We start from the raw sequence: 20200 nt of genomic DNA, 5'->3' as shown, positions 1-20200 counted from the left end.
GGTCTCGCCATGGACCGATGCCAGAGTGTGAGCGGTTTGCAAGTCTCTGCTGATGGCAGGTGCCGACGCCGCGTCATCTGACAACGCTCAGCGCCAGGGCGTGAGAGAGCTCAGACGCGTCGCCGCGATCGACATCGGCACCAATTCCACCCACCTGTTGGTCGCGGCGGTGGATCCCAGCTTGCGCACCTTCAGTGTTGTGCTGGCGGAGAAATCCACCACAAGGCTCGGAGAACGGGATGCAGCCACGGGACACCTCAGTGAGGAGGCGCTCGCGCGTGGCATGGATGCCCTGCGCCGGTTCACCGATCTGGCCGCCAGCCATCAGGTTGAGCAGATTGTCACGGCGGCCACCAGTGCCGTGCGGGAAGCACCGAATGGCCGTCAGTTTCTCCAACAGGTCAAAGATGAACTCGATCTCGATGTCGATCTCGTCAGTGGTCCTGAAGAGGCGCGACTGATCTACCTCGGGGTGCTCTCTGGCATGTCTTTTGGGGATCGCCCTCACCTGCTGCTGGATATCGGCGGTGGATCCACCGAACTGATCCTGGCTGACGGACGCGATGCCCGCGCCCTGACCAGCACCCGCGTCGGAGCCGTACGGCTTCAGCGTGATTTCGTTAGGGAAGATCCTCTGCCGCCCAAGGGACAGGCCTTTCTACGGGCTTACATCCAAGGTTCCTTGGAGCCTGCAGTCGACAAGGTTCGGCGCCGCATCAAGCCGGGAGAAACGCCTGTGATGGTCGCCACCAGTGGCACCGCCATGGCGATTGGCGCTCTCGCCGCCAGCGAGGACGACCGTGCTCCGCTGAAGCTGCATGGCTATCGCCTGGATCGTGATCGCCTTGACCGGGTTGTTGATCGATTGGTGACTCTCTCCCCAGAGCAGCGCAAGGGTTTGGCGCCGATCAACGACCGACGGGCCGAGATCATCGTGCCGGGCGCGTTGATCCTGCAGACCACCATGCAAATGCTCGACGTTGAGGAGATGGTGCTGAGCGAAAGGGCGCTTCGAGAGGGCTTGATCGTTGACTGGATGTTGCGTCACGGTCTTCTCGAAGACCGCTTCAGTTTTCAGAGCAGCATTCGCCAGCGCACCGTCATCCATCAGGTACAGCGTTTCGCTGTTGATCAGCAACGGGCGGAACGGGTCGCCAAGCATGCCCTCTGTCTCTATGACAACACCGCCGGTGTGCTGCATCGGGATACCGGTCTGGGACGGGAGTTGCTCTGGGCTGCGGCCATGCTCCATGCCTGTGGTCAGCACATCAACCTCAGCGCTTATCACAAGCATTCCTGGTATTTAATTCGTCACGGTGAGCTGCTCGGTTACTCCGAAACCGAACACTTGATGGTTGCGGCGATCGCCCGCTACCACCGCCGCAGCCTGCCCAAAAAGCGGCATGAGGCTTGGCAGGCACTGCAAACGCGCTCTGAACGCCGCACCGTGTCGGAGATGGCTTTGTTGCTGCGTCTGGCTTCAGCCCTCGATCGACGGCCTGAACCGGTGGTCGATTCGATCCGCGTCAAAACAAAACAGGGGATTCTCTCGCTTGAACTGGTGCCAGAGCGACTGAACCAGAACCTCAGTCTCGAGCAGTGGAGCCTTGAGGGTTGTTCGCTGGTGTTGCAGGAAGCGACTGGTTTGGCTCTGAAGGTGAAGGTGCAGCAGTGATGGGATACCAACGCAGCTGATCGATTGCGCCCAAGGGGCCTTGGCTCTGACCGTCATCGTTCACCGTCACCAGATCCGGCCTGCCGGCATAGATCTCAATGCCGTTGCTTGCGTCGAAGGTTTTTTGGGAGTCCACCATGCCTTCAAACAGAAGCTGGCCTTCTCGATCGCGGATAGCGATCCAGCTGGGCTCCTTCGTGAAAATGGTGACCGACTGGTTGCTGCCCCTCGTTGTCGAGGCTTGATCAGTTAGCTCGAGCCCTTGACTGGCCCGCAGCTGAGGGGGTGTTGGCTGGGGCGATGGCAGGGAAGCCGAGGCTGATGGTGGTCTTTGCGGCAGCAAGGGCTGACGTCGGAAGGCGGTTTGGCTCCAGCTCCAACCAGCGGCGACTGCCGCCCCCACGGCCACGGCCACCATTGCGATTCGGATTAAACGTCCGCTCTGGTTGGGTTTTGCATCGGTCTGTCCAGGAGCTTGGGCCGGAGTGGATCTCGCAGTGGAGCGTTTGGACCGTTGGTCGGAGTCCATGCCATCCAGATCGCGAAGGGCAGCGATCAAGGGCTCTGGATCCATCCGTAGCCTGTCGGCAACACGTCGTACCGTGGCGCGAACAAAAACGCTTTCGGCAAGGTTGGCGCGGTCACCGGCTTCAAGAGCCTTGAGCTGTTCATCGCCCATGTGAAGGCCTTCGGCCAGCTGATGAAGACTCAGGCCCTGGGATTCTCGGGCGGACTGGAGAGCAGCCCCGACCTGTTGAAGACCGGTGAATGATTCTTGCCTGGTCTCGCTGTGGTTGTCGCTGGAGGAATGGTCGACATTCGCCATATCCAAGAGCACGCTCTTTTCGATCAGGCAGAACCTAATGGTAAAGATCGGATTTGTCCTGATCCAATTGATCTAAAAATGTGCTGCTGAGCATCAAGAATCAATGGGCGATACTGGATTCGAACCAGTGACCCCTTCCGTGTGAAGGAAGTGCGCTACCACTGTGCTAATCGCCCGCACGAAGGGATCTTAAACCACCACCGTTGCTTGTTTGTTACCCCTGCTGGGGACGGAATAGATGGTCGTGGCTGGGGGAATAAAGCATGGAACGGCGTCCTTGGCTTGCAAGGGCTGGACTAACGATGTAGAGGGTTGTGCGGATCAGATCTCGCTCTTTGGAGGCCTTCGCCATCGCATTCAGCGGCACCACATCCAGCCACTGATCAGGCCAGCTCACCCGGTAGCCAATCGCTACGGGTGTGTCGGCCGGATAATGCTCGAGCAAGGTGGCCTGCACCTCGTCAACATGACGGGCACTCAGGTAGAGGCAGAGGGATGCTTGGAGGCGGGCCAAGTTCGCCAGCTCTTCGGTTTGTGGCACGCCGGTCCGTCCGCCGGCGCGACTGAGCACGATGGTCTGGACGATGCCTGGAATTGTGAGTTCTGCGCTGAGAGCGGATGCAGTGGCCTGATAAGCACTCAGCCCAGGCACGACCTCAACGCTGATACCGGCATCAGCCAGTCCGCAGACCTGCTCAGACAAGGCTCCATAAAGACAGGGGTCACCGTCATGAAGACGGACCACTCGCAATCCTTTGCGTGCGCGATCAATCATCACTGGCAGCACCTCTTCAAGGGTGAGGTTGCTGGTGCGGATGCGTTCGCAACGTTGCGATGCAAGCGCGGCAATCTGCGGAGAGACCAGTGAATCGGTCCAGATCAGAACGTCGGCTGTTTTGAGTCGGTCTTCGGCGCGGCGGGTCAGCAGATCTGGCGCGCCTGGTCCTGCGCCAACGATGGCAATTCTGCTGGGTGTGGAAGACATGGAAATCAGCCCTGACGGAGGCCCGGATCGGGAAGGGACCGATCGCGTCCATACAGCCACCACAGCCCAGCAGCCGCAAGGGCCATCAGCATCAGGCTCATCAACTGGGCCATGCGCAGTCCTCCATCGCAGAAGGGAGGCATGCCACCCAGGCAGAGGGGATCGATGCGCAAGCCTTCAATCCAGAGACGGCCCAGGCTGTAGGCGAGCAGATACAGGCAGCTGAGAGCACCGGCAGGCAGTTTTAGCGATCCCTGTTTGGCTCGGAGGAACAGCAGCATGAGCACCGCAAAGACCACCAAGTTCCAAAGGGATTCGTAGAGGAAGGTGGGATGGAAGAACTGGGCGTCAGGAAAGAGCCTCTGGACGTTCATCGGAACGGTCTTGATCAGCAGTTTCCAGGGGAGGTCTGTAGGCACTCCGAAGGCTTCGCTATTGAAGAAATTGCCCCAACGACCGATTGATTGACCAAGGGCCACGGATGGCACGAGCACGTCCAATACATCCCAGAAGGGCTGTCGCCTCCAGCGGCAGAACAGAATGACGGCAAGGGTTCCTGCGATTAGGGCTCCATGAATGGCGATGCCGCCTTCCCAGATCGCCAGAGCTTTCAAGGGAGTGGCGGCGTAGTTACGCCACTCAAAAGCGACGTAGTAAAGCCTGGCTCCGATCACCGCTGAGAGCACAAGGATTGGCAGCAGATCACTAATCAGTCCTTGCTCGAGCTGACGCTGCCTGGCCAGCCAGCTGGACAGGTTGAGGCCGATCAACACCGCCAGGGCAATCAGCAACCCGTACCAACGCAGAGCAAAAGGCCCGAGCTGGAAAAGCTCGGGCCCTGGTGAGGTGAACAACGAGAGGAGTGACACAGACCTCAGACGCCTTCAGCAGCCTGCACTTTCTCCACCTGTCTCTTCTTCAGCACCAGCATGATCTGGGCAAGGGCTACGGCAGCAAAGAAGGCGAGCAGGCCGTAGATGCGAACAGGGTTCTGGAGAACCACTTCTGCATCGAGCTGGCCGAAGCCACCCACATTGGGATCATTGGTGAGGGGAGCACCTGCTTCCACTTGATCACCCACTGCAACAGCCAGTTCGGGGCCCACAGGAATGGTCTCAGTGGTGGTGCCGTCAGCCGTCTCAATGGTCACCAAGCTTGCACCGTTGTCGCCAGGCTCAATCGAGGCAATGCGGCCCTCAGCAGTGGCGGTGAAGAGGGTGTTGTTGGACTTTTCACCGGTGGGGTAGACCTGGCCACGGCCACGGTTTCCGCCAACGTGGATCTGATATTTGCCGAACTGAATGCTGCTGTCGGTTGAAGGGTCTGGAGACAGGATCGGGAACACGATTTCCTGATTCTGATCTCCGGGGATTGGTCCCACCAGCAGGATGTTGGGTTGGTCGTCGCTGTACTGACTGAAGTAGACCCCTTCAGTTTCTTCTTTGATCTCGTCGGTCCAACGGTCCTGCGGTGCCAGGGTGAAACCATCGGGAAGCATCACCACAGCACCAACTTGGAGCGGTACCTGGCTGCCATCAGCACCGACTTCCTGCAGGCCTGATTGATAAGGAACCTTCACAACAGCTTTGAACACACTGTCGGGAAGCACCGATTGGGGTACCTCAGCTTGGGTGAGTTTGTTGGCGAGGTGGCAGTTAGCGCAAACGATCTTGCCAGTTGCTTCCCGGGGACTGTCGTAGTTCTGCTGAGCCCAGAAGGGGTAAGCCCAGGATGCGGTGGGTGCCGTGAGCACGGCCATGCCCATGATCAGGGCTGCGAGAAGAGGTGAAAGGAGGCGACGCATGGGGGACGAGGAGCGGGGTGGGATGGGAGGACGGCTGGGTTGATCAGGCCCACCAGGGCTTCTCGCCCGTGCGGAAGTCGGTTTCGGTCCACTGGCTCACGAACACGTTGTCGTTCTCGACACTCACGTTCGCCAGGGCCAGAGAAAGGGGAGCAGGACCACGCACCACCTTGCCGGTGGCGTCGTACTGGCTGCCGTGGCAAGGGCACATGAATTTGTTGGCACCGCTGTTCCAAGGCACAACGCAGCCAAGATGGGTGCAGATGGCATTGATGCCGTAACTGCCGATGGCGTCGTCGCCTTCGACGATCAGATAGGTGGGGTCACCTTTGAGGCCCTGCACCAGGCTGCGGTCGCCGCTGGGGTGGCTGTTCAGCCATCCGGAGGCGGTGACAGCGTTGCCAAGTTCATCCTTGGCACTGGTTCCACCACCACTACCTGCGGCCCGGGGAGGGATGAAGTAGTTGGCAACCGGATAGAGAGCACCCAGGGCAACGCCAGTCACGGAGCCGAATGTCAGCAGATTCATGAACTGCCGACGACCCATTCCGGGCACATCGCTCGAGGAGGCTTGGGTCATGGCGGGTGATCAACCGTCACTGAATGGCGATCATTATGGACGCTAAAGGTCCCGTCACACTTTGCGACGACAGGGCTTTACCGATTGTTCTTTCTTGCGATTCCGTGCTTGACGTTCGTGCTGGAGAGGCTCCCAGCCCCTTGACCGTTGATGAGGTGATTGGCTGCATACAGCAGCGCTGGCAGGCGAGTTACGACCTTCAGCTGGTCGTTCGTAGGGGGCGTCTTTACCTCCATGTGATGTGGGCGTATCTCGAGCAGCAGTCGTTCCCCCTCGACGAAAACGCCTATCGGGAGCACATCGCGGAGGTGATTGATGTTGTGAATCGTTTAGCTCAGGCGCAGGTGGTGCGCGAGTGGTTGGCCACGACTCGCGATCGCCCTCGCCTCGGAAAGGCCCTCAGCCTGCCGCTTCAGGGGGGGGAGCGTCTGGAGGAGTTTGTGCTCTGAATCTCTCGGTGAGGGCCACCAGACCCACACCGATGAGGAACAGCGCCGTGATCGCTCCCGCCAGTAACAGCATTGTGATTGGATCGGTGGAAGGAGTGAGCACTGCTCCAGCCAGGGATGCCGCCAGCACAACCCAGCGCCAGGCCGCCAGCATTGATTTCCAGTTGATCAGCCCAAACAATCCGAGCAGCAGTTGCAGTACAGGCAGTTGGAACGCCAGACCTGTCGCCAGCATCAGCAGCAGCACGAAGTCGAGGTAGCGCTCGATCGACCAGAGCGGTTCCACGACATCGGCGCCATAGCTCACCAGGAAGCGCAGGGCCGCAGGCACGAGTGCCCACCAGGCAAAGGCCAATCCCCCCAGAAACAGCACTGCCGAGCCAGCTACGGCTGGAGCGATGAGGCGGCGTTCATTGCGCGTGAGGCCTGGGAGTACAAAGGCCAGTCCCTGATAGAGCACATAGGGCAGTGCCAGGGTGAGGCCGGCGTAGCCGGCCACCTTGAAGGAGACGAATAGAAACTCCCCAGGTGCGAGTTGGAGAAAATGGATCGAGCCGGCCGGTTCCTCCAGGAGCCGAACCAGCGGCTTCACCGCTACCAGGCAGGCGATCGCTGCCACTACCACCGCAACCAGGCTGCGCAGGACGCGTTGGCGCAGTTCCTCGAGATGGTCCAGCAGAGGCATCTCTTTATCCGCCGGTAGATCCGCCCTTCCGGATCGACCGATCTGGATCGGCGGAGGAGGCGCGAGCGGCTTGGGGATGACGTCCGGTTGATCGATTGGTTCGGGAGGGCTCAGAAAGGCGTGCCTGTGCTTGCTTCAGGCTAGAAGTTCTCCGGCTTGGAGCTGTCGCTCAGCGCGCTCGGGTTCGGCCCAACGCACAGCGCCACCGCGGTGGCGCACTGTGCCTGGCCCAGCCCCAACAATCCGCTGCAGTTGCTCCACCGGCACCATCACTACCGCCACACGACGGTTGCCGCGTGCTCGGCTGAATAGGGCTGCCAGATCGGCCGCCAGAGTGAGGTCGGCTTCATCCGCCAGGCCGGTAGATGCCTTCAGCACAACGTGGCTGCCGGGGCATTCCTGGGCGTGGAACCAAAGGTCGCCTGGCTTGGCATGGCGCAGGCTGATCCAATCGTTCTGTCGGTGGTTGCGGCCCACCTGGATCGTCAGACCTGCTGGTGAGCACAGTTCCAAGGGCTGGGGCTGGAGCGCTGGTCGAGGTGCTCCTTGGCGACGGCCACGTCGCCGCTGAGAGGTCAACAATTCCTGCGCCTCGAGACGCAGCTCATTCAGGCGCTCCAACCGCTGCCTAGGGCAGTCCCAGCCTGCAGAAAGCACCTCCTCAAGAAAGGCCTCGCTGCCGTCGATTAAGGCCAGCCGTTGGCGATGGTGGCGCTGCCGTTCCTCCAGCTGAGGCACTGCCCTTCGCAGTTTGCGTGCGCGGCGGTAAAGCTTCTGTGCCTGATCAATCTGGTCGCGACTAGGAGCCGGCAGGCACAACAGGCCATCCGCCTGTTGTTGCAGCTCCGCAGCCGAGTCGGTGGCTTGCATTTTGGTGATCTGATCCAGCAGCAGCTCCTCTTCCCGGCGTCTGGTCTGGAGGAGCTGCTGGCGCAGCTCCTCGCTTTGACGTTCCAGTTCTCGGGCCTGCAGCTGATCGCTGTAGTAGCAACCGAGCGTCAGGCTCAGGGGTGGTTCTTTTGGGGTTGAGGCCGCTAATGGCACTGTGGTCGCTCCCCACACGCGATAGCTATTCGTTGCGGTTGAGATGTGGAGACTGAAGCTGGCCTCGTCCAGGCAGTGCAACCACTGCTGCCAGCGTTCATGCAGCTGTTCCCATTGCCTCTGATCAATCTCTTGAACAGGAGTGTTGAGAAGAGAGTGGATAGCACTGGGGTCATCTGATGCCAGTTGTCGTGCCAAAGCCGGACTAATGCCCTGGTAGGCCTGGGGCAGGGCTTTGGCGAGGGGAACCGGTAGCAGGGTCAGCCGTTTTCTCCAACGCGCGAAGTCTTCATCCTTCTGCGGTGGACTGCTTTGCAGTGGTGGTGGTGGCACGTAGTCATCCCCGGTGCCGATGGGTCGCACCCGTGATTGATGCCCCCTCACCTGGCGGCCCAGAGCGATCACCCGATTGCGTTCATCAAGGAGCAGCAGGTTGCTGTGGCGGCCCATCAGTTCCAAGACAAGATGTCGTTTCACGGGATTGCCAGGCCGGCTGGCAAATCCGAAGCGCACCACCCGTTCGAATCCCTCCTGCTCCATCTCGACCAGAGCGAGCTGGCGAAGACTGTGCTGGCTCTGTTGCGCCAGGGTGCTGCCGCTGCCGTTCCTGGGTGGTGGTGGAATCTGTACCAGCCGAGGGCAGTCGGCGCGCCAGCTCAGCTCAAGCCACACCATGCCCTGCAGCGTGCGGAAACCGAGTTGGAGGGTCTGGCTATCAGGCTGCTGGGCTTTCTCGAATCGACTCGGCAGCAAGCGTCCGCGCAGATCGTTCACCACCGCCAGCAGGGTGGTGACGTCCATGACCTGTGGTGAAGGCGTGCCCATCGTTGGGATGGTGGAACCTGCTGAGCAGGATGCCTTCCTACCCTGCGGGGTGACCGGAAGCGATTCATGCCCCTATCCGAGACATGCGCAAGGCTCACGGTGTTGACCGGGCCCAGCGGCGTTGGCAAGGGCACTCTCGTGACCCGTTTACGGGAACGCCATCCTTCGTTGTGGTTGTCCGTGTCTGCGACGACGCGCTCTCCGCGTGAGGGGGAGAAGGACGGTGTGCACTATTTCTTCCATCGTCGAGAGCAATTTGATGCTCTGGTGGCGGAGGGGGGATTGTTGGAGTGGGCTGAATTTGCCGGCAACTGTTATGGCACCCCCCGCCACCCTGTGGAAGTCAGGTTGGCGGCTGGCTCGCCGGTGTTGTTGGAGATCGAGTTGGAGGGGGCGCGTCAGGTGCGTCGCACCTTTCCTGATGCGCAGCAGATTTTTTTGGCTCCCCCCAGCTTTCAGGTGCTTGAACAGCGCATCCGCGGCCGCGGCACCGATGCAGAAGAGGCGATCCAACGCCGTCTCGCAAGAGCCAAGCAGGAACTGGAGGCTAAGGGGGAATTTGATGCGGTCGTCATCAATGACGATCTTGATGTTGCTCTTGTTGCCCTGGAGAGCCTGATGGGTCTGGCTTGACTTGAGCGGAAGGCTGTTGTCGATGAAGCTCGTTGTCGACACTGCTCTTTGCTGCTCAACCCGTGCTGCCGCCTAGGACTGTTGAAGCGATGAAAATCCATCAAAAAAGGAGGCCTTTGGCCTCCTTTTTTGATGGATTGTTCTCCAATCACATGGGGTGGAAAAGGAGATCAGGGAAGAAGCGGTTCCACTCAATCAGGATGCCTGCGGTGAGGGTGAACCAGATTGCTGCAACCACTGGAGCGGTGGTGAGGAATTTCTGCATCGGAATTCAGTTGTTGAAAACGAGTGAAGTGATCTTGAGAGAGGCTCAGCGAGGTGAGACGGTCACCTTGTCGTCGCTTTCAAGCAGCTTGCCGCTGGTGAATTCGCCGAAGGCAGCCAGAGGCCAGGAAGCAGCAGCGATACAGCTCTTAAGGGCGAGCTTGAGATCGATCTGGATTTCCTTGGTGTATTGCTCTTTGGTGCCACGGGTGGCTTTGAGATACTCACGCCCGGCCCAGCCGATGCATCCGGTGATGTAGAGGAACATCAGGCCGGGATACACGAAGTCACCAGCGTGGCTAAAGCGGCCATCAACAATCAGGTGGGGAAGACCGTCTTCTCCACAAACTGCTTGGCTGTACATCTCGAAGCGGGCTTTGGCCTGCGGGGTGGCAGCTGCACTGGCACGCTGCTGGAAACGGGCACTTTCGGAGCAGGGAGTCAGACCTGCCACATCAGCCTTGGCAACTGGGGCGAAGCCGAAGACAAGAAGGGCCGAAAGCGCAAGGGCAAAGAGACGACGCATCGGAAGGATTCCTGATTAAGCCTGCCCCGAAACGGCAGGATGTCACATGCGGACACTAGGGGAGGCTCCCCAACCAAATGACAACGGTGCTGGCCCTCGAAACAAGTTGTGACGAGTCAGCTGCTGCGATCGTGCGCCGGAGCGGCAGAGGAATGGAGGTGCTTGCCCATGGCATCGCCTCCCAGGTTGAGGAGCATGCCCAGTGGGGTGGGGTGGTGCCGGAAATTGCATCGCGCAGGCATGTCGAAGCCTTGCCTCATCTTGTGGAGGCAGCCTTGTCAGAGGCTGAGGTGGACGTTGATCAGCTCGATGCGGTGGCGGCCACCGTGGCTCCGGGGCTGGTTGGTGCCCTGATGGTTGGTTCGGTGACAGCGCGCAGCCTGGCGGTGTTGCACCAACGGCCGTTTCTTGCGATTCACCATCTCGAGGCCCATCTCGCTTCAGTGCAACTAGCGCCCGATCCACCCAGGCCTCCTTATTTGGTGCTGCTGGTGAGCGGAGGCCATACGGAACTGATCCGTGTCGATGCTGATGGAGGGATGCTGCGGCTCGGCCGCAGTCACGATGACGCGGCTGGTGAGGCCTTCGACAAAGTGGCCCGTTTGCTGGGCCTGGCCTATCCGGGAGGGCCTGCGATCCAGGCGTTGGCAGAAACAGGGGATCCACGCCGCTTCGCCTTGCCCAAGGGGCGTGTGAAGCGGCCAGAAGGGGGCTTTTATCCCTATGACTTCTCTTTCAGTGGCCTGAAAACAGCGATGCTTCGCCAGGTCGAGGCATTGCGAGATCAGTTTGATCCGCTGCCTCTGGCTGATCTGGCTGCCAGTTTCGAGCAGGTGGTGGCGGATGTTCTGGTTGACCGCAGCCTGCGCTGTTGCCGCGAGCTTGGCCTCTCTCGCCTGGTGATGGTGGGGGGGGTGGCGGCTAATCGTCGTTTACGGAGCCTGATGCAGCTCCGAGGCGGGAAGGACGGCGTCGCCGTGTGTTGCGCGCCGCTTGCTTACTGCACGGACAACGCCGCCATGGTTGGAGCGGCCGCTGTGCAGCGTTTGTCTCTGGCGCCCCAAATGAGTTCTATCGCGCTAGGGGTCTCGGCCCGCTGGCCGCTCGATCAGGCTTCTGCTCTGCAAGCGGAGGCGCCGCCGTTCTGAACAGATTTTCCTTAAAGTTGTTATCAACAAAATTGCGGGCCGCCCCATGGCAACTGAATCCGCTCCCGATGGCACTTCTCTCCTGGAAGAGGTTCCCAGTGATGAACTCAATGCTTGGCGTCGTGGCATTACTCCGCAGGCGGAGATCTGGAATGGCCGACTGGCCATGCTCGGTCTGTCGGTCGCCCTTGTTGTGCTTCTGATCGTGCGCCTCTTCAGCAGCGGTTTCTCCTGAAAGGCTGCATTGCATCAACTCCTGCCTCTTAGGGCCTGAGCCAGTTCGTTCGGTTTGAGACTGACAGCGATTGCAGCTTCACCATCCACCCGGCCAGCCTCCACCAGGGCTTGTAAGGACTGGTTCATCGTGACCATGCCATCAAAGCCGCTGCGCTCCATGATTTCCTCAACCTCATCGAGAGCACCCCGCTGGATGTAGTCCCTGCAGGCATCGGTGTTGATCAGGATGTCGTGATAAGCGGCGCGTTTGGCATCTGTCGAGCGGATCAGTCCCTGGGCGATCACACCCAGTAGCGATTCCGACAGGGCGCGACGCACACTCTCTTGTTCATCCGGTGGGTACATGCCAAGCACCCGCTCCACTGTTTTGACGGCGGAATTGGTGTGCAGGGTGCCGAACACCAGGTGACCGGTTTGGGAGGCTTCGAGGGCTGTGCTCAGGGTTTCGCGATCTCTGATCTCACCCACGAGGATCACATCCGGGTCTTCCCGCAGCGCTGCCCTTAGGGCGTTGTGAAATTTCAGCGTGTGTTGGCCCACCTCCCGATGGCGGATGAGCGATTGTTGGCTCTCGTGGACGAATTCCACCGGATCCTCAATCGTCAGGATGTGGCGTGTCTGGTGCCTGTTGATCCAGTCGATCATGGCGGCGAGGGTTGTGCTCTTGCCAGAGCCGGTGGGACCTGTCACCAGTACCAAGCCTTTCGGACGGGCGGCCAACCCCTGCAGCACCTCAGGAAGCCGCAGTTGTTCCAAGCTGAGGATCGTCTGGGGGATCAGCCGCAACACCATGGCCGGGCCTCGCAGTGAGTCCAGCAGGTTGATTCGCACCCTGACGAAGGGGAAGGCATGGGATCCATCGAACTCTTTCGTGGTGGTGAAGGCGTCAATCTGCTGCGGACTGAGGATTTCTTGCAGCCAGGCTTGAAATACTGCGGTGGTTGTCTCAGGCCACTCGGTGATCACCATCTCGCCGCGGGCCCTGAAGCGCGGCTGTTCCCCCACCCCCAGATGCACATCGGAGTGTCCGGCGTCGTAGGCGATGCGCACGATCGCCTCAATGCTTGGACCACCGTTTGGCCCGGAGTTGGTCGCTGCTTGAGAGGGAGCGACCTGCGCTGCCGGGGTCCCCAAGGGTGTGGCTTGCTCCGAGGTTGCCTCGCCAAGGCTGCCGCTGTTGTCCTGGTCCGCGACCGGGCGCGGCGGAAGCGGTGGGAAGCCTGGAGGAAAAACCGGACTGGTCACTGTGTCAGCAGAGCCTGATCTCTTCAGCTTCGCCATGGCTGTGGATCTGGCAAGCAGGAATCGCTCTTAAACTGAGGCGACCGTTGAGGGATGTATGGCTGGGAAGCCCAGGGTGACGATCGTTCTCGGCACCCGTCCTGAGGCCATCAAGCTCGCGCCGGTGATCCAGGAGTTTCAGGCCTGTGCACTGTTAGAAACCCGCGTGGTGCTCACGGGGCAGCATCGCGAGATGGTGACTCAGGTGATGGATTTGTTCGGTCTCCGTGCCGACCATGATCTCGATTTGATGGCCCCCCGCCAGACCCTCACCCATGTCACATGTGCGGCCCTGCAGGGGTTGCGCGACGACTTTCAGGCCTATCCCCCCGCGTTGGTGCTTGTTCAGGGGGACACCACGACCGCCTTCGCGGCAGCCTTGGCCGCCTTCTACGAACAGATCCCTGTTGGCCATGTCGAGGCCGGTCTGCGCACCGACAACATTCTTGACCCGTTCCCGGAAGAGGCCAACCGCAGGTTGATTTCCCAGGTGGCCCAGCTCCATTTCGCACCCACCCAGCGCTCTGAGCGGAACCTTCAGGCCTCGGGCGTTGTGGGTCAGCTCATGGTCACTGGAAACACCGTGATCGATGCCCTGTTGCGCATGGCTGAGCGTGCGCCTGAGCTCAATGACATGCCGATCGACTGGTCCACTCAGCGGGTGATCTTGGCGACCGTCCATCGCCGCGAAAACTGGGGTGATCGCTTGACGAGCATTGCCGAGGGCATGCTCAAGGTGCTCAACGCTCATCCCGACACAGCCTTGCTGCTTCCGCTTCATCGCAACCCGACAGTGCGTGAACCGCTTCAAGCTCTGCTGGGTTCCCATCCTCGGGTGATCCTCACCGAACCCCTGGATTACGACCGGCTCGTGGCGGCGATGAAAGGCTGCACCCTGTTGCTGACCGATTCAGGTGGTCTCCAGGAGGAGGCTCCCGCCCTGGGTAAGCCCGTGCTCGTGCTCCGTCGCACCACCGAGCGTCCAGAAGCAGTGGATTCCGGCACGGCGCGTCTTGTCGGCACCGATGCCGACACCATCGCGGCCGAGGCCTCGCTGTTGCTCAGCGACCCGCAGGCATACGACGCAATGGCCCGGGCGGTGAACCCCTTTGGTGATGGTCAGGCCAGTGCCAGGATCCTTGAGGCGGCCCGTGCCCTGCTCGCGGTCTGAGCCTCGGCCCTGCGCGACAGCCGTGGTTGGTCGTGCCGCTTTCAGTCGCTGCGGGCGTTATCGCTGGTTGCTGGAGCGGCGCTGGCTCCCCCCCAATCGGATCACACCGGGTGGCCAAGGCCTGAACACCCTCATTTATTGCGGGCTTAATCCATCCCGGGCTGATGCCGGCAGCGATGACCCAACGCTTCGTCGACTCTGCGGTTTCGCCCGTGGCTGGGGATATCAACGCTTGGTGGTGCTCAATCTGTTTGCCCTGGTGACGCCATCTCCAGCTGCTCTGCGCCGGCACCCGTTTCCCATTGGAGCTGGCAATGATGCTGTGCTGGAGAGCTGGTTACAACGCTGGAGCCTGACCGCCTCTGTGGACCTGTGGTTGGGCTGGGGAGCTCATGGCAGTTTGCAAGGGCGTGATCACTGGCTGCTGGAGCGCCTCGTCTCATTCGCTGCGTTGCGCCGCAGTAGCGGTGCAGCAGCTGCGTTCTGCCTCGGTACAACCCAAGGAGGTCATCCCCGCCACCCTCTCTATCGCCCCGCTTCGGCCATGCCTCAAGCCTGGATTGGAGAGCAGCCGTGCCTGCTGGTGCAGCCTGGGAGCAAGGGTCCTGCTAGTACGGTTCGGCTATGACTCGCACACCGCGCCGTTACGCCGTCTCGCTCCATCTGATCGGTGGGCAGACCGAGAGGGTGCATTTTTCAACTCTGGAGCAGTTTCAGCAGTGGTATCAGGGGTTGGTCAGTGCTGGAGCGGAGTCTGGATTCGTCAATGTGCCTCTGGGGGATCTGGAGGGGGAATATCTCGTGGTGCGGCCGGACGCGGTGATCGGGCTCCGGGTAGAGCCGCAATTCACCTCCATCGATGACGCCTGAGCGTTTGGGTCTGCTCTGGGGTGTCACGGTGTTCGCCGGGGCTTCCGCTCGTCTTCTGGCAGCCCTTTCGGGGTTGCCAGGGGTGGTGCTGCTACTGCTGTCCGGGCTGCTGATCGGCCGTTCTGGCCTGGGGCTTGTCGAACCCCTAGACCTTGGCCAGGGCCTGGCCACAGTCGTGGGTCTGCTGGTGAGCCTGGTGCTCTTCGACGGCGGCCTCAACCTGCGCCTTCCCGGCGACACGATTAAGGCCACGGTCCTGCGCATCTCGGTGATTCGGCTGTTGCTGTCACTTGGTGCGGGACTGCTGGCGGCCCATTGGCTGGCGGGCCTGAACTGGTCGGTGGCGGCGGTCTACAGCGCCATCGTCCTAGCTACCGGTCCCACGGTGGTGACGCCATTGATCCAGCAGATTCGCCTCGCCTCACCCTTGGGGGATGTGCTCGAAGCCGAGGGTCTGGTGCTGGAACCGGTGGGAGCTGTTCTGGCCCTGTTGCTGCTGGAGCTTCTGCTTGGCAACCTTCACGGCTGGCGGGAGCTGGCCATGGGGCTTCTGGCCCGTCTCGGTGGCGGCGTGCTGATCGGTCTTGCCGCTGGCTGGTTGCTGTCTGAGGGACTGCGTCGTCTGCGGCCCGATCCCTCGGTGGGGCTTCGTCTGCAGATCACTCTTGGCGTTCTGTTCTTGATGTTCGGTGCCTGTGAGTGGCTGTTGCCCGAGTCAGGGCTACCGGCTTCCGTGGCGGCGGGTGTGGTGGTGGGCCGTCGTCCATCCACGCAGGCAGCTCAGCTCGATGAAGTGATCCGTGAACTAGCCCGGCTGGCGATCACCATGTTGTTCCCGCTGCTGGCGGCTGATGTGTCTTGGGCGGAGCTCAGCCCCCTGGGCTGGGGAGGGGTGAGCTGTGTGCTGGTGCTGATGTTGGTGGTTCGTCCTGTGGCGGTCAGCGTGGCCACCATTGGCCTTCCTTTGGATTGGAGACAGCGTTTGTTTATGGGCTGGCTCGCGCCACGGGGCATCGTCACGGCTGCGGTGGCGTCCTTGTTCGCGATCCGTCTAGAGCAGGCGGGTGTGCTTGGCGCCGGTCGGTTGCAGGGCCTTGTGTTTTTAACGATCCTGATGACCGTTGGTCTACAAGGTCTGACAGCCCAACCGTTGGCCAAGGTTCTGGGTCTGGTGGATCCTGAGCCCGCGGATGCGGCTGGGTCGGAATCAGAGGCAGCGGTTGAGTCGTTGCCGGTCGCAACCGATCCTGGCCAATAGGCTCCAGGTGGTCATCAGATCAGGTCCCTGGAGTCGTCCCAGCAGAGCCGCTCGCAGTGATTTCATCAGCACACCTTTTTTGACGCCGGCAGTTTTTGCTGCAGCTCCGATCATGTCCTGACCGCGAGCAACATCCATCCCGTCCCATGGGGTGGTGTCAAGCAGAACGATGAGAGCTTGAAGGGCATCGCGGGCCCCATTGCTTTCGATCTGAGCCACGGCGTCGCTTTCCAAGGGTGGTTCATCGAAGAACGGCCTTGCCTGGTCAACCCCGTCGTTGAGAAGGGTGAGGGAGGGGCCGAGCAGCTCAGCCAGTGTGACTGCCCAGCTTCGATCATCAGGAAGACTCCAGCCTTGGTCGTGCCAGAGCGGTATCAGTGACTCCAGCAGCTGATCATGGCTCCAGTTGTGCAGCACCTGGGCATTGAGCCAGTTGAGCTTGTCCCAGTCGAAGCGTGCACCAGCCTTGTTGACGCGGTCAAAACTGAACGATGCGGCCGCTTCCTCCAGGGTGAAGCGCTCCTCCATTCCTTCCGGAACGGACCAGCCCAACAGCGTCATGTAGTTGGCCAGGGCCTCAGCGTTGTATCCCATCGCGCGAAAATCATTGATCGAGGTGACACCATCCCGCTTGGACAGCTTGCGACCCTCGGCATTAAGGATGAGCGGTGCGTGGGCAAAGGTCGGTACTGGCAGGCCCATCGCCTCATAGAGCAGGAGTTGCTTGGCGGTGTTGGCGATGTGGTCTTCGCCACGGATCACATGGGAGATGGCCATGGCTGCGTCGTCTACCACTACCACCAGGTTGTAGAGGGGGTCGCCGATCTGATCCGCAGCAGCGCGGCGCGCCACCACCATGTCGCCACCGAGGTCCGCTCCACGCCAGCTCATCGGGCCCCGCACCAGATCGTTCCAGCGGATTTCGGCGGAGTCGTCGATACGGAATCGGATCACCGCTTCGCGGCCATCCTCCTGAAAAGCTGCTTCTTGCTCCGGAGTGAGGTTGCGGTGACGATTGTCGTAGCGAGGGGCTTGGTTGGACGCTTTTTGGGCCTCCCTCATGGCCTCCAGTTCGGACTCGCTGGCGTAGCAGCGATAGGCCAGGCCCTTGTCGAGCAGCGTCTGAATTGCGGCGCGGTGCTCGGCAACCCGCTCGCTCTGGATGATGGGTTCCTCGTCCCAGTCGATCCCAAGCCATTGCAGGCCTTCGAGGATGTTTTGCGTGAATTCTGGTTTGGAGCGCTCCTTGTCGGTGTCCTCAATCCGCAACAGGAACGAACCTCCGCTGTGACGGGCATACAGCCAATTGAAGACTGCGGTTCGAGCCGTACCGATGTGAAGAGTCCCGGTTGGGCTAGGAGCCAGACGAACGCGAACCGACACTGTGACGTGGGGCTTTGGAACGGGACCGACGGGATTCGAACCCGCAACTTCCGCCGTGACAGGGCGGTGCTCTAACCGGTTGAACTACGGTCCCAGGTGCACCCACTCAGGAGAATGATCTTCTGCGGTTGCCCTGTGTCGCTTGCACGACTTAGGCAGTATCAACCTCAGCCCTGCCCTCCGTCAACCAACTGCTTGAAACGGGCAAATTATGCAGGTCGCGGATGAAATCGCGTCTTTCCTTCATCTCTTGCAGGGGTTTGGGCGATTAGCTGAATTAATGGGTGGCAGTCAGAGGTTGCGATTTGAACGGCGCCACTCCGCCATGATCACGCTTGATGCACTGCGCATGCTGGATACCACCTACTGGCTGAGGTCAGGGGAGAGAGCTTCACAGCGTCTGCACTGTTCTCAGAGCACGGTGTCGAGAAACAACATGGAGAGTCTGACCCTCTTCGGTCTTGCCATGGAGCGCGTGGATGGCGAGTGGCAGATGCATGGCGACGTCAATCTGTTGATGATGGAGCGCTTGGTTCATCAGAAAAAGCGCCTGCTTGGGGATTCCGTCTCTCCACCGCTCAGGGTTGAAGCCAATTTCTGGGCGGCACCCTCTCTTTTGGAGCCCATCCCGAAGCATTGGGAGGGTGGTACTTGGGATCATGTGGGCATGGAGCGGCCACTACAGCTCTTGCGTGAGCGTGTGATTGATGCCTGGATCGCCAGTTACCAGCCAGATCTGCCGGACAGGGATCCCGATCTGTGTGTGATCGATCTCTGCCGATCTCCTGTGCACCTGGTGGCTGCTGTTGATCATCCCCTGGCTGGATGCGGACCACTTTCGGCGGCGGATCTCGATCCGTTTCCCAGTCTTGGCTTGCCATCAGGCATGTTTCCACAGACTGAGGCGATCCTGCGGGGCCATGGCCTCTGGCAGACCCGGGTACGCATGAAGCGCTACCGCCCAGAGCTTTGGCATGGGCGAACTGAGGATCAGGTCACGTTGACCTATGCCACCTGTCTCGCTTTGGAGGTGATGCCGGGCTTGGTTCCTCTGGATTTCAACCTCGGCCTGATCAGCGGTGAATCTCTAGTTGTTCGCCGTGATCTCCTGGAGGAAGTGGTGATTCAGGATCTTCTCCAGCTGCTCATACACCGTTGCGAACTGCTGGCAGAGGACTTCCCTGAGCTGGAGATGGCTCTTACTTGATGAGCAATTAAAAAAGCCCCGCCTGAGGCGGAGCTTCGGGGATAGAAATGACCGTGACGTTGATCGTCAGGGACGGAATCCAGCTGGTTCAATCAGGCGCACCTGATTCCCCCGAGCTGTGAACTCACGGCCTTGGTCGCTCTGTACCACGACACGACCACCAGATTTGACGCGGATCACTCGTGCACGAACCCAGCCAAGGGCGGCTGATTCGAGCACCTTCACGACGTCACCAGGTTGAAGATCCAACTCCATGCTCGAACTCAGGAAACTGCATGAGGGGGCATCGGACGCGCCGTGGAGGACTCGAACCCCCGACATCAGGTTTTGGAGACCTGCGTTCTACCAACTGAACTAACGGCGCAAGGCGATGGACCCCTCGACCATCGCAAAACAATGGTTTTTAGACGGTAATGAAGCGAAAGCCTCAGCGGTCGAAGCGCTGCTTCACCCGAGTGGCCTTGCCCACCCGGTCCCGCAGATAGAAAAGCTTCGCCCTGCGCACTTTACCGCGACGCTCAACCTTAATGGAGGCGACTTGCGGACTATGGACCATAAAGACCCTCTCCACACCGATTCCTTGGAAGATGCGTCGAACGGTGATGGTGGCGTTGATGCCTCCGTGGCGCTTGGCAATCACAACGCCTTCATAGGGCTGCACTCGCTCCTTGTTGCCTTCACTAATGCGAACGCCCACCTTGACGGTGTCTCCGACATAAATGTCGGGGAGCTCGGATTTCTGCTGACCGGCTTCGAATTCCCTGATCAGTTCTTGGGCGCTCAGCTTCACGGTCGCTGCACTGCCAGTGTCCTTGGCAGGAGCATCGGCGACAGCTACATCACTGCTGGCCACGTCTGTGGCTTCTTCCTGTACGGAAGTCTCTTTCGGATCCGCTGCCATCCCAGCTCCGGGTAATCACGCCAAACAACCAGCTTACCCCTTCGCCCTCCCTTCTAAGGAGTTCTCCTGGCCGGGCGTCCGCCATTGATTCCAGATCATCGTGCCGCCAGTGATCAGCATCCAGAGCAGTCCCAGCCCGTTGAGCAGCACCATCACAGGCTCGAGCTGAGGGCCGAGCCACTCACCGTCGTGGAGTGTCATCAACCAATGCACCTGATCGCGCTCCATCCCTCCCCAGTCTTTGGCCAATCGATAGGCAATGCCTGTGATCACGGTGAGCAGGAGAGGCAACACCACAAAGGGAGCCACCCATCGATGCAGCTGGCGGATCCGTCGCAGCCACGCCATTAACTCTCACAGATCCTGCAGCTATTGATAGCGTGAATTCAGGATCGTCGAGATTGCACCGCCCATCACGACTCGCCTGCCGCGACATCCCAGTCACCTT

At 60.4% G+C, this 20200-nt stretch carries 24 protein-coding genes and 3 tRNA genes; 10 read left to right on the top strand and 17 right to left on the bottom strand.

Annotation, left to right across the window (positions count from 1 at the left end; translation table 11 throughout):
• The first annotated feature begins 52 nt into the window (after nt 1-52).
• Nucleotides 53-1675 carry a Ppx/GppA phosphatase family protein gene (locus DXY16_RS01745; protein ID WP_115118980.1) on the top strand — a complete coding sequence of 541 codons (1623 nt, stop codon included), beginning with the start codon at nt 53-55 and terminating at the stop codon, nt 1673-1675.
• Here the strand turns inward: DXY16_RS01745 and DXY16_RS01740 are convergent.
• From DXY16_RS01740 to petC, 6 genes are all read right to left on the bottom strand, one after another.
• Nucleotides 1587-2501 carry a helix-turn-helix domain-containing protein gene (locus tag DXY16_RS01740; RefSeq protein WP_115118978.1) on the bottom strand — a complete coding sequence of 305 codons (915 nt, stop codon included), beginning with the start codon at nt 2499-2501 and terminating at the stop codon, nt 1587-1589. The two genes, DXY16_RS01745 and DXY16_RS01740, sit on opposite strands and share 89 nt — an antisense overlap.
• Nucleotides 2502-2605: 104 nt before the next feature.
• Nucleotides 2606-2677, bottom strand: a tRNA-Val gene (locus DXY16_RS01735).
• A gap of 38 nt (nt 2678-2715) precedes the next feature.
• Entirely contained in the window at nt 2716-3486 is a 771-nt protein-coding gene (cobM, locus tag DXY16_RS01730) for a precorrin-4 C(11)-methyltransferase (protein WP_115118976.1), read from the bottom strand.
• Between the two features lie 5 nt (nt 3487-3491).
• A complete protein-coding gene (lgt, locus tag DXY16_RS01725; protein WP_115118974.1) occupies nt 3492-4340 on the bottom strand; it encodes a prolipoprotein diacylglyceryl transferase in 849 nt (282 codons plus the stop codon).
• A gap of 20 nt (nt 4341-4360) precedes the next feature.
• Nucleotides 4361-5290: a cytochrome f gene (gene petA, locus DXY16_RS01720; RefSeq protein WP_115118972.1), complete on the bottom strand. Its 930-nt coding sequence runs from the start codon at nt 5288-5290 to the stop codon at nt 4361-4363.
• 43 nt (nt 5291-5333) lie between these two features.
• Nucleotides 5334-5870, bottom strand: coding sequence for a cytochrome b6-f complex iron-sulfur subunit (gene petC, locus DXY16_RS01715; protein ID WP_115018551.1), 537 nt, complete (start codon nt 5868-5870; stop codon nt 5334-5336).
• A 35-nt stretch (nt 5871-5905) separates the two neighbouring features.
• Here petC and DXY16_RS01710 point away from each other — a divergent pair, with 35 nt between their 5' ends.
• Nucleotides 5906-6319, top strand: coding sequence for a DUF3067 family protein (locus tag DXY16_RS01710; RefSeq protein ID WP_115119124.1), 414 nt, complete (start codon nt 5906-5908; stop codon nt 6317-6319).
• On the opposite strand, the gene tatC is transcribed toward DXY16_RS01710, so the two are convergent.
• Complete coding sequence (gene tatC / locus DXY16_RS01705; protein WP_115118970.1) at nt 6270-7004, bottom strand: twin-arginine translocase subunit TatC; 735 nt, start codon at nt 7002-7004, stop codon at nt 6270-6272. The two genes, DXY16_RS01710 and tatC, sit on opposite strands and share 50 nt — an antisense overlap.
• Before the next feature lie 135 nt (nt 7005-7139).
• Entirely contained in the window at nt 7140-8849 is a 1710-nt protein-coding gene (locus DXY16_RS01700) for an NFACT RNA binding domain-containing protein (protein WP_244281490.1), read from the bottom strand.
• 90 nt (nt 8850-8939) lie between these two features.
• On the opposite strand from DXY16_RS01700, the gene gmk reads away from it, so the two are divergent.
• A complete protein-coding gene (gene gmk / locus DXY16_RS01695) occupies nt 8940-9506 on the top strand; it encodes a guanylate kinase (RefSeq protein WP_115118966.1) in 567 nt (188 codons plus the stop codon).
• A 148-nt stretch (nt 9507-9654) separates the two neighbouring features.
• On the opposite strand, the gene psaJ is transcribed toward gmk, so the two are convergent.
• Together psaJ and DXY16_RS01685 are read right to left on the bottom strand one after the other, a co-directional pair.
• The gene (gene psaJ / locus DXY16_RS01690) at nt 9655-9771 is read right to left on the bottom strand and encodes a photosystem I reaction center subunit IX (RefSeq protein ID WP_007098612.1); all 117 of its coding nucleotides are present in this window, start codon (nt 9769-9771) and stop codon (nt 9655-9657) included.
• Between the two features lie 45 nt (nt 9772-9816).
• A complete protein-coding gene (locus DXY16_RS01685; RefSeq protein WP_115118964.1) occupies nt 9817-10296 on the bottom strand; it encodes a Photosystem I reaction center subunit III in 480 nt (159 codons plus the stop codon).
• A 77-nt stretch (nt 10297-10373) separates the two neighbouring features.
• On the opposite strand from DXY16_RS01685, the gene tsaD reads away from it, so the two are divergent.
• Together tsaD and DXY16_RS01675 are read left to right on the top strand one after the other, a co-directional pair.
• Nucleotides 10374-11444, top strand: coding sequence for a tRNA (adenosine(37)-N6)-threonylcarbamoyltransferase complex transferase subunit TsaD (gene tsaD, locus DXY16_RS01680; protein ID WP_115118962.1), 1071 nt, complete (start codon nt 10374-10376; stop codon nt 11442-11444).
• A gap of 46 nt (nt 11445-11490) precedes the next feature.
• Nucleotides 11491-11679, top strand: coding sequence for a high light inducible protein (locus DXY16_RS01675; RefSeq protein WP_115118960.1), 189 nt, complete (start codon nt 11491-11493; stop codon nt 11677-11679).
• Between the two features lie 14 nt (nt 11680-11693).
• Here DXY16_RS01675 and DXY16_RS01670 read toward each other — a convergent pair whose 3' ends face one another.
• A complete protein-coding gene (locus DXY16_RS01670) occupies nt 11694-12926 on the bottom strand; it encodes a type IV pilus twitching motility protein PilT (protein ID WP_170953787.1) in 1233 nt (410 codons plus the stop codon).
• A gap of 94 nt (nt 12927-13020) precedes the next feature.
• Here DXY16_RS01670 and wecB point away from each other — a divergent pair, with 94 nt between their 5' ends.
• The 4 genes from wecB to DXY16_RS01650 are packed head-to-tail and all read left to right on the top strand — an operon-like array spanning nt 13021 to nt 16261.
• Nucleotides 13021-14133, top strand: coding sequence for a non-hydrolyzing UDP-N-acetylglucosamine 2-epimerase (wecB, locus tag DXY16_RS01665; RefSeq protein WP_115118956.1), 1113 nt, complete (start codon nt 13021-13023; stop codon nt 14131-14133).
• A 22-nt stretch (nt 14134-14155) separates the two neighbouring features.
• Nucleotides 14156-14761, top strand: coding sequence for a DUF1643 domain-containing protein (locus DXY16_RS01660; RefSeq protein ID WP_244281489.1), 606 nt, complete (start codon nt 14156-14158; stop codon nt 14759-14761).
• Nucleotides 14758-15003 carry a hypothetical protein gene (locus tag DXY16_RS01655; protein ID WP_115018567.1) on the top strand — a complete coding sequence of 82 codons (246 nt, stop codon included), beginning with the start codon at nt 14758-14760 and terminating at the stop codon, nt 15001-15003. The genes DXY16_RS01660 and DXY16_RS01655 overlap by 4 nt, the downstream gene beginning before the upstream one ends.
• Entirely contained in the window at nt 14993-16261 is a 1269-nt protein-coding gene (locus tag DXY16_RS01650) for a sodium:proton antiporter (RefSeq protein ID WP_115118953.1), read from the top strand. The genes DXY16_RS01655 and DXY16_RS01650 overlap by 11 nt, the downstream gene beginning before the upstream one ends.
• On the opposite strand, the gene gltX is transcribed toward DXY16_RS01650, so the two are convergent.
• Complete coding sequence (gene gltX / locus DXY16_RS01645; protein WP_115118951.1) at nt 16211-17644, bottom strand: glutamate--tRNA ligase; 1434 nt, start codon at nt 17642-17644, stop codon at nt 16211-16213. The genes DXY16_RS01650 and gltX overlap by 51 nt on opposite strands.
• 20 nt (nt 17645-17664) lie before the next feature.
• Nucleotides 17665-17738 (bottom strand) — tRNA-Asp (locus DXY16_RS01640).
• Nucleotides 17739-17855: 117 nt separating this feature from the next.
• Here DXY16_RS01640 and DXY16_RS01635 point away from each other — a divergent pair.
• Nucleotides 17856-18851, top strand: coding sequence for a LysR substrate-binding domain-containing protein (locus DXY16_RS01635; protein ID WP_244281488.1), 996 nt, complete (start codon nt 17856-17858; stop codon nt 18849-18851).
• 66 nt (nt 18852-18917) lie between these two features.
• Here DXY16_RS01635 and DXY16_RS01630 read toward each other — a convergent pair whose 3' ends face one another.
• The 4 genes from DXY16_RS01630 to DXY16_RS01615 all read right to left on the bottom strand — a co-directional run bounded on the left by DXY16_RS01630 (nt 18918) and on the right by DXY16_RS01615 (nt 20100).
• The gene (locus tag DXY16_RS01630; RefSeq protein ID WP_006043540.1) at nt 18918-19106 is read right to left on the bottom strand and encodes a hyperconserved protein Hcp; all 189 of its coding nucleotides are present in this window, start codon (nt 19104-19106) and stop codon (nt 18918-18920) included.
• A gap of 36 nt (nt 19107-19142) precedes the next feature.
• A tRNA-Trp gene (locus DXY16_RS01625) sits at nt 19143-19215 on the bottom strand.
• A 63-nt stretch (nt 19216-19278) separates the two neighbouring features.
• Entirely contained in the window at nt 19279-19752 is a 474-nt protein-coding gene (rplS, locus tag DXY16_RS01620; RefSeq protein WP_115118949.1) for a 50S ribosomal protein L19, read from the bottom strand.
• 33 nt (nt 19753-19785) lie between these two features.
• Nucleotides 19786-20100, bottom strand: a complete 315-nt coding sequence (locus DXY16_RS01615; protein WP_115118947.1) for a PepSY domain-containing protein — start codon at nt 20098-20100, stop codon at nt 19786-19788.
• Nucleotides 20101-20200: the final 100 nt, after the last annotated feature.

The organism is Synechococcus sp. UW105, assembly GCF_900473935.1.
Lineage (GTDB): Bacteria > Cyanobacteriota > Cyanobacteriia > PCC-6307 > Cyanobiaceae > Synechococcus_C.
The sequence above is the reverse complement of the archived record's forward strand: the minus strand, read 5'-3'. Positions and strand labels throughout refer to the sequence as shown.

Coding starts and splice junctions, on each gene's coding strand:
- DXY16_RS01745 (WP_115118980.1), top strand. CDS start 53: ATGGCAGGTGCCGACGCCGCGTCATCTGACAACGCTCAGCGCCAGGGC.
- DXY16_RS01740 (WP_115118978.1), bottom strand. CDS start 2,501: ATGGCGAATGTCGACCATTCCTCCAGCGACAACCACAGCGAGACCAGG.
- cobM (WP_115118976.1), bottom strand. CDS start 3,486: ATGTCTTCCACACCCAGCAGAATTGCCATCGTTGGCGCAGGACCAGGC.
- petA (WP_115118972.1), bottom strand. CDS start 5,290: ATGCGTCGCCTCCTTTCACCTCTTCTCGCAGCCCTGATCATGGGCATG.
- petC (WP_115018551.1), bottom strand. CDS start 5,870: ATGACCCAAGCCTCCTCGAGCGATGTGCCCGGAATGGGTCGTCGGCAG.
- DXY16_RS01710 (WP_115119124.1), top strand. CDS start 5,906: ATGGACGCTAAAGGTCCCGTCACACTTTGCGACGACAGGGCTTTACCG.
- tatC (WP_115118970.1), bottom strand. CDS start 7,004: ATGCCTCTGCTGGACCATCTCGAGGAACTGCGCCAACGCGTCCTGCGC.
- DXY16_RS01700 (WP_244281490.1), bottom strand. CDS start 8,849: ATGGACGTCACCACCCTGCTGGCGGTGGTGAACGATCTGCGCGGACGC.
- gmk (WP_115118966.1), top strand. CDS start 8,940: ATGCCCCTATCCGAGACATGCGCAAGGCTCACGGTGTTGACCGGGCCC.
- psaJ (WP_007098612.1), bottom strand. CDS start 9,771: ATGCAGAAATTCCTCACCACCGCTCCAGTGGTTGCAGCAATCTGGTTC.
- DXY16_RS01685 (WP_115118964.1), bottom strand. CDS start 10,296: ATGCGTCGTCTCTTTGCCCTTGCGCTTTCGGCCCTTCTTGTCTTCGGC.
- tsaD (WP_115118962.1), top strand. CDS start 10,374: ATGACAACGGTGCTGGCCCTCGAAACAAGTTGTGACGAGTCAGCTGCT.
- DXY16_RS01675 (WP_115118960.1), top strand. CDS start 11,491: ATGGCAACTGAATCCGCTCCCGATGGCACTTCTCTCCTGGAAGAGGTT.
- wecB (WP_115118956.1), top strand. CDS start 13,021: ATGGCTGGGAAGCCCAGGGTGACGATCGTTCTCGGCACCCGTCCTGAG.
- DXY16_RS01655 (WP_115018567.1), top strand. CDS start 14,758: ATGACTCGCACACCGCGCCGTTACGCCGTCTCGCTCCATCTGATCGGT.
- DXY16_RS01650 (WP_115118953.1), top strand. CDS start 14,993: ATGACGCCTGAGCGTTTGGGTCTGCTCTGGGGTGTCACGGTGTTCGCC.
- DXY16_RS01635 (WP_244281488.1), top strand. CDS start 17,856: ATGCAGGTCGCGGATGAAATCGCGTCTTTCCTTCATCTCTTGCAGGGG.
- DXY16_RS01630 (WP_006043540.1), bottom strand. CDS start 19,106: ATGGAGTTGGATCTTCAACCTGGTGACGTCGTGAAGGTGCTCGAATCA.
- rplS (WP_115118949.1), bottom strand. CDS start 19,752: ATGGCAGCGGATCCGAAAGAGACTTCCGTACAGGAAGAAGCCACAGAC.
- DXY16_RS01615 (WP_115118947.1), bottom strand. CDS start 20,100: ATGGCGTGGCTGCGACGGATCCGCCAGCTGCATCGATGGGTGGCTCCC.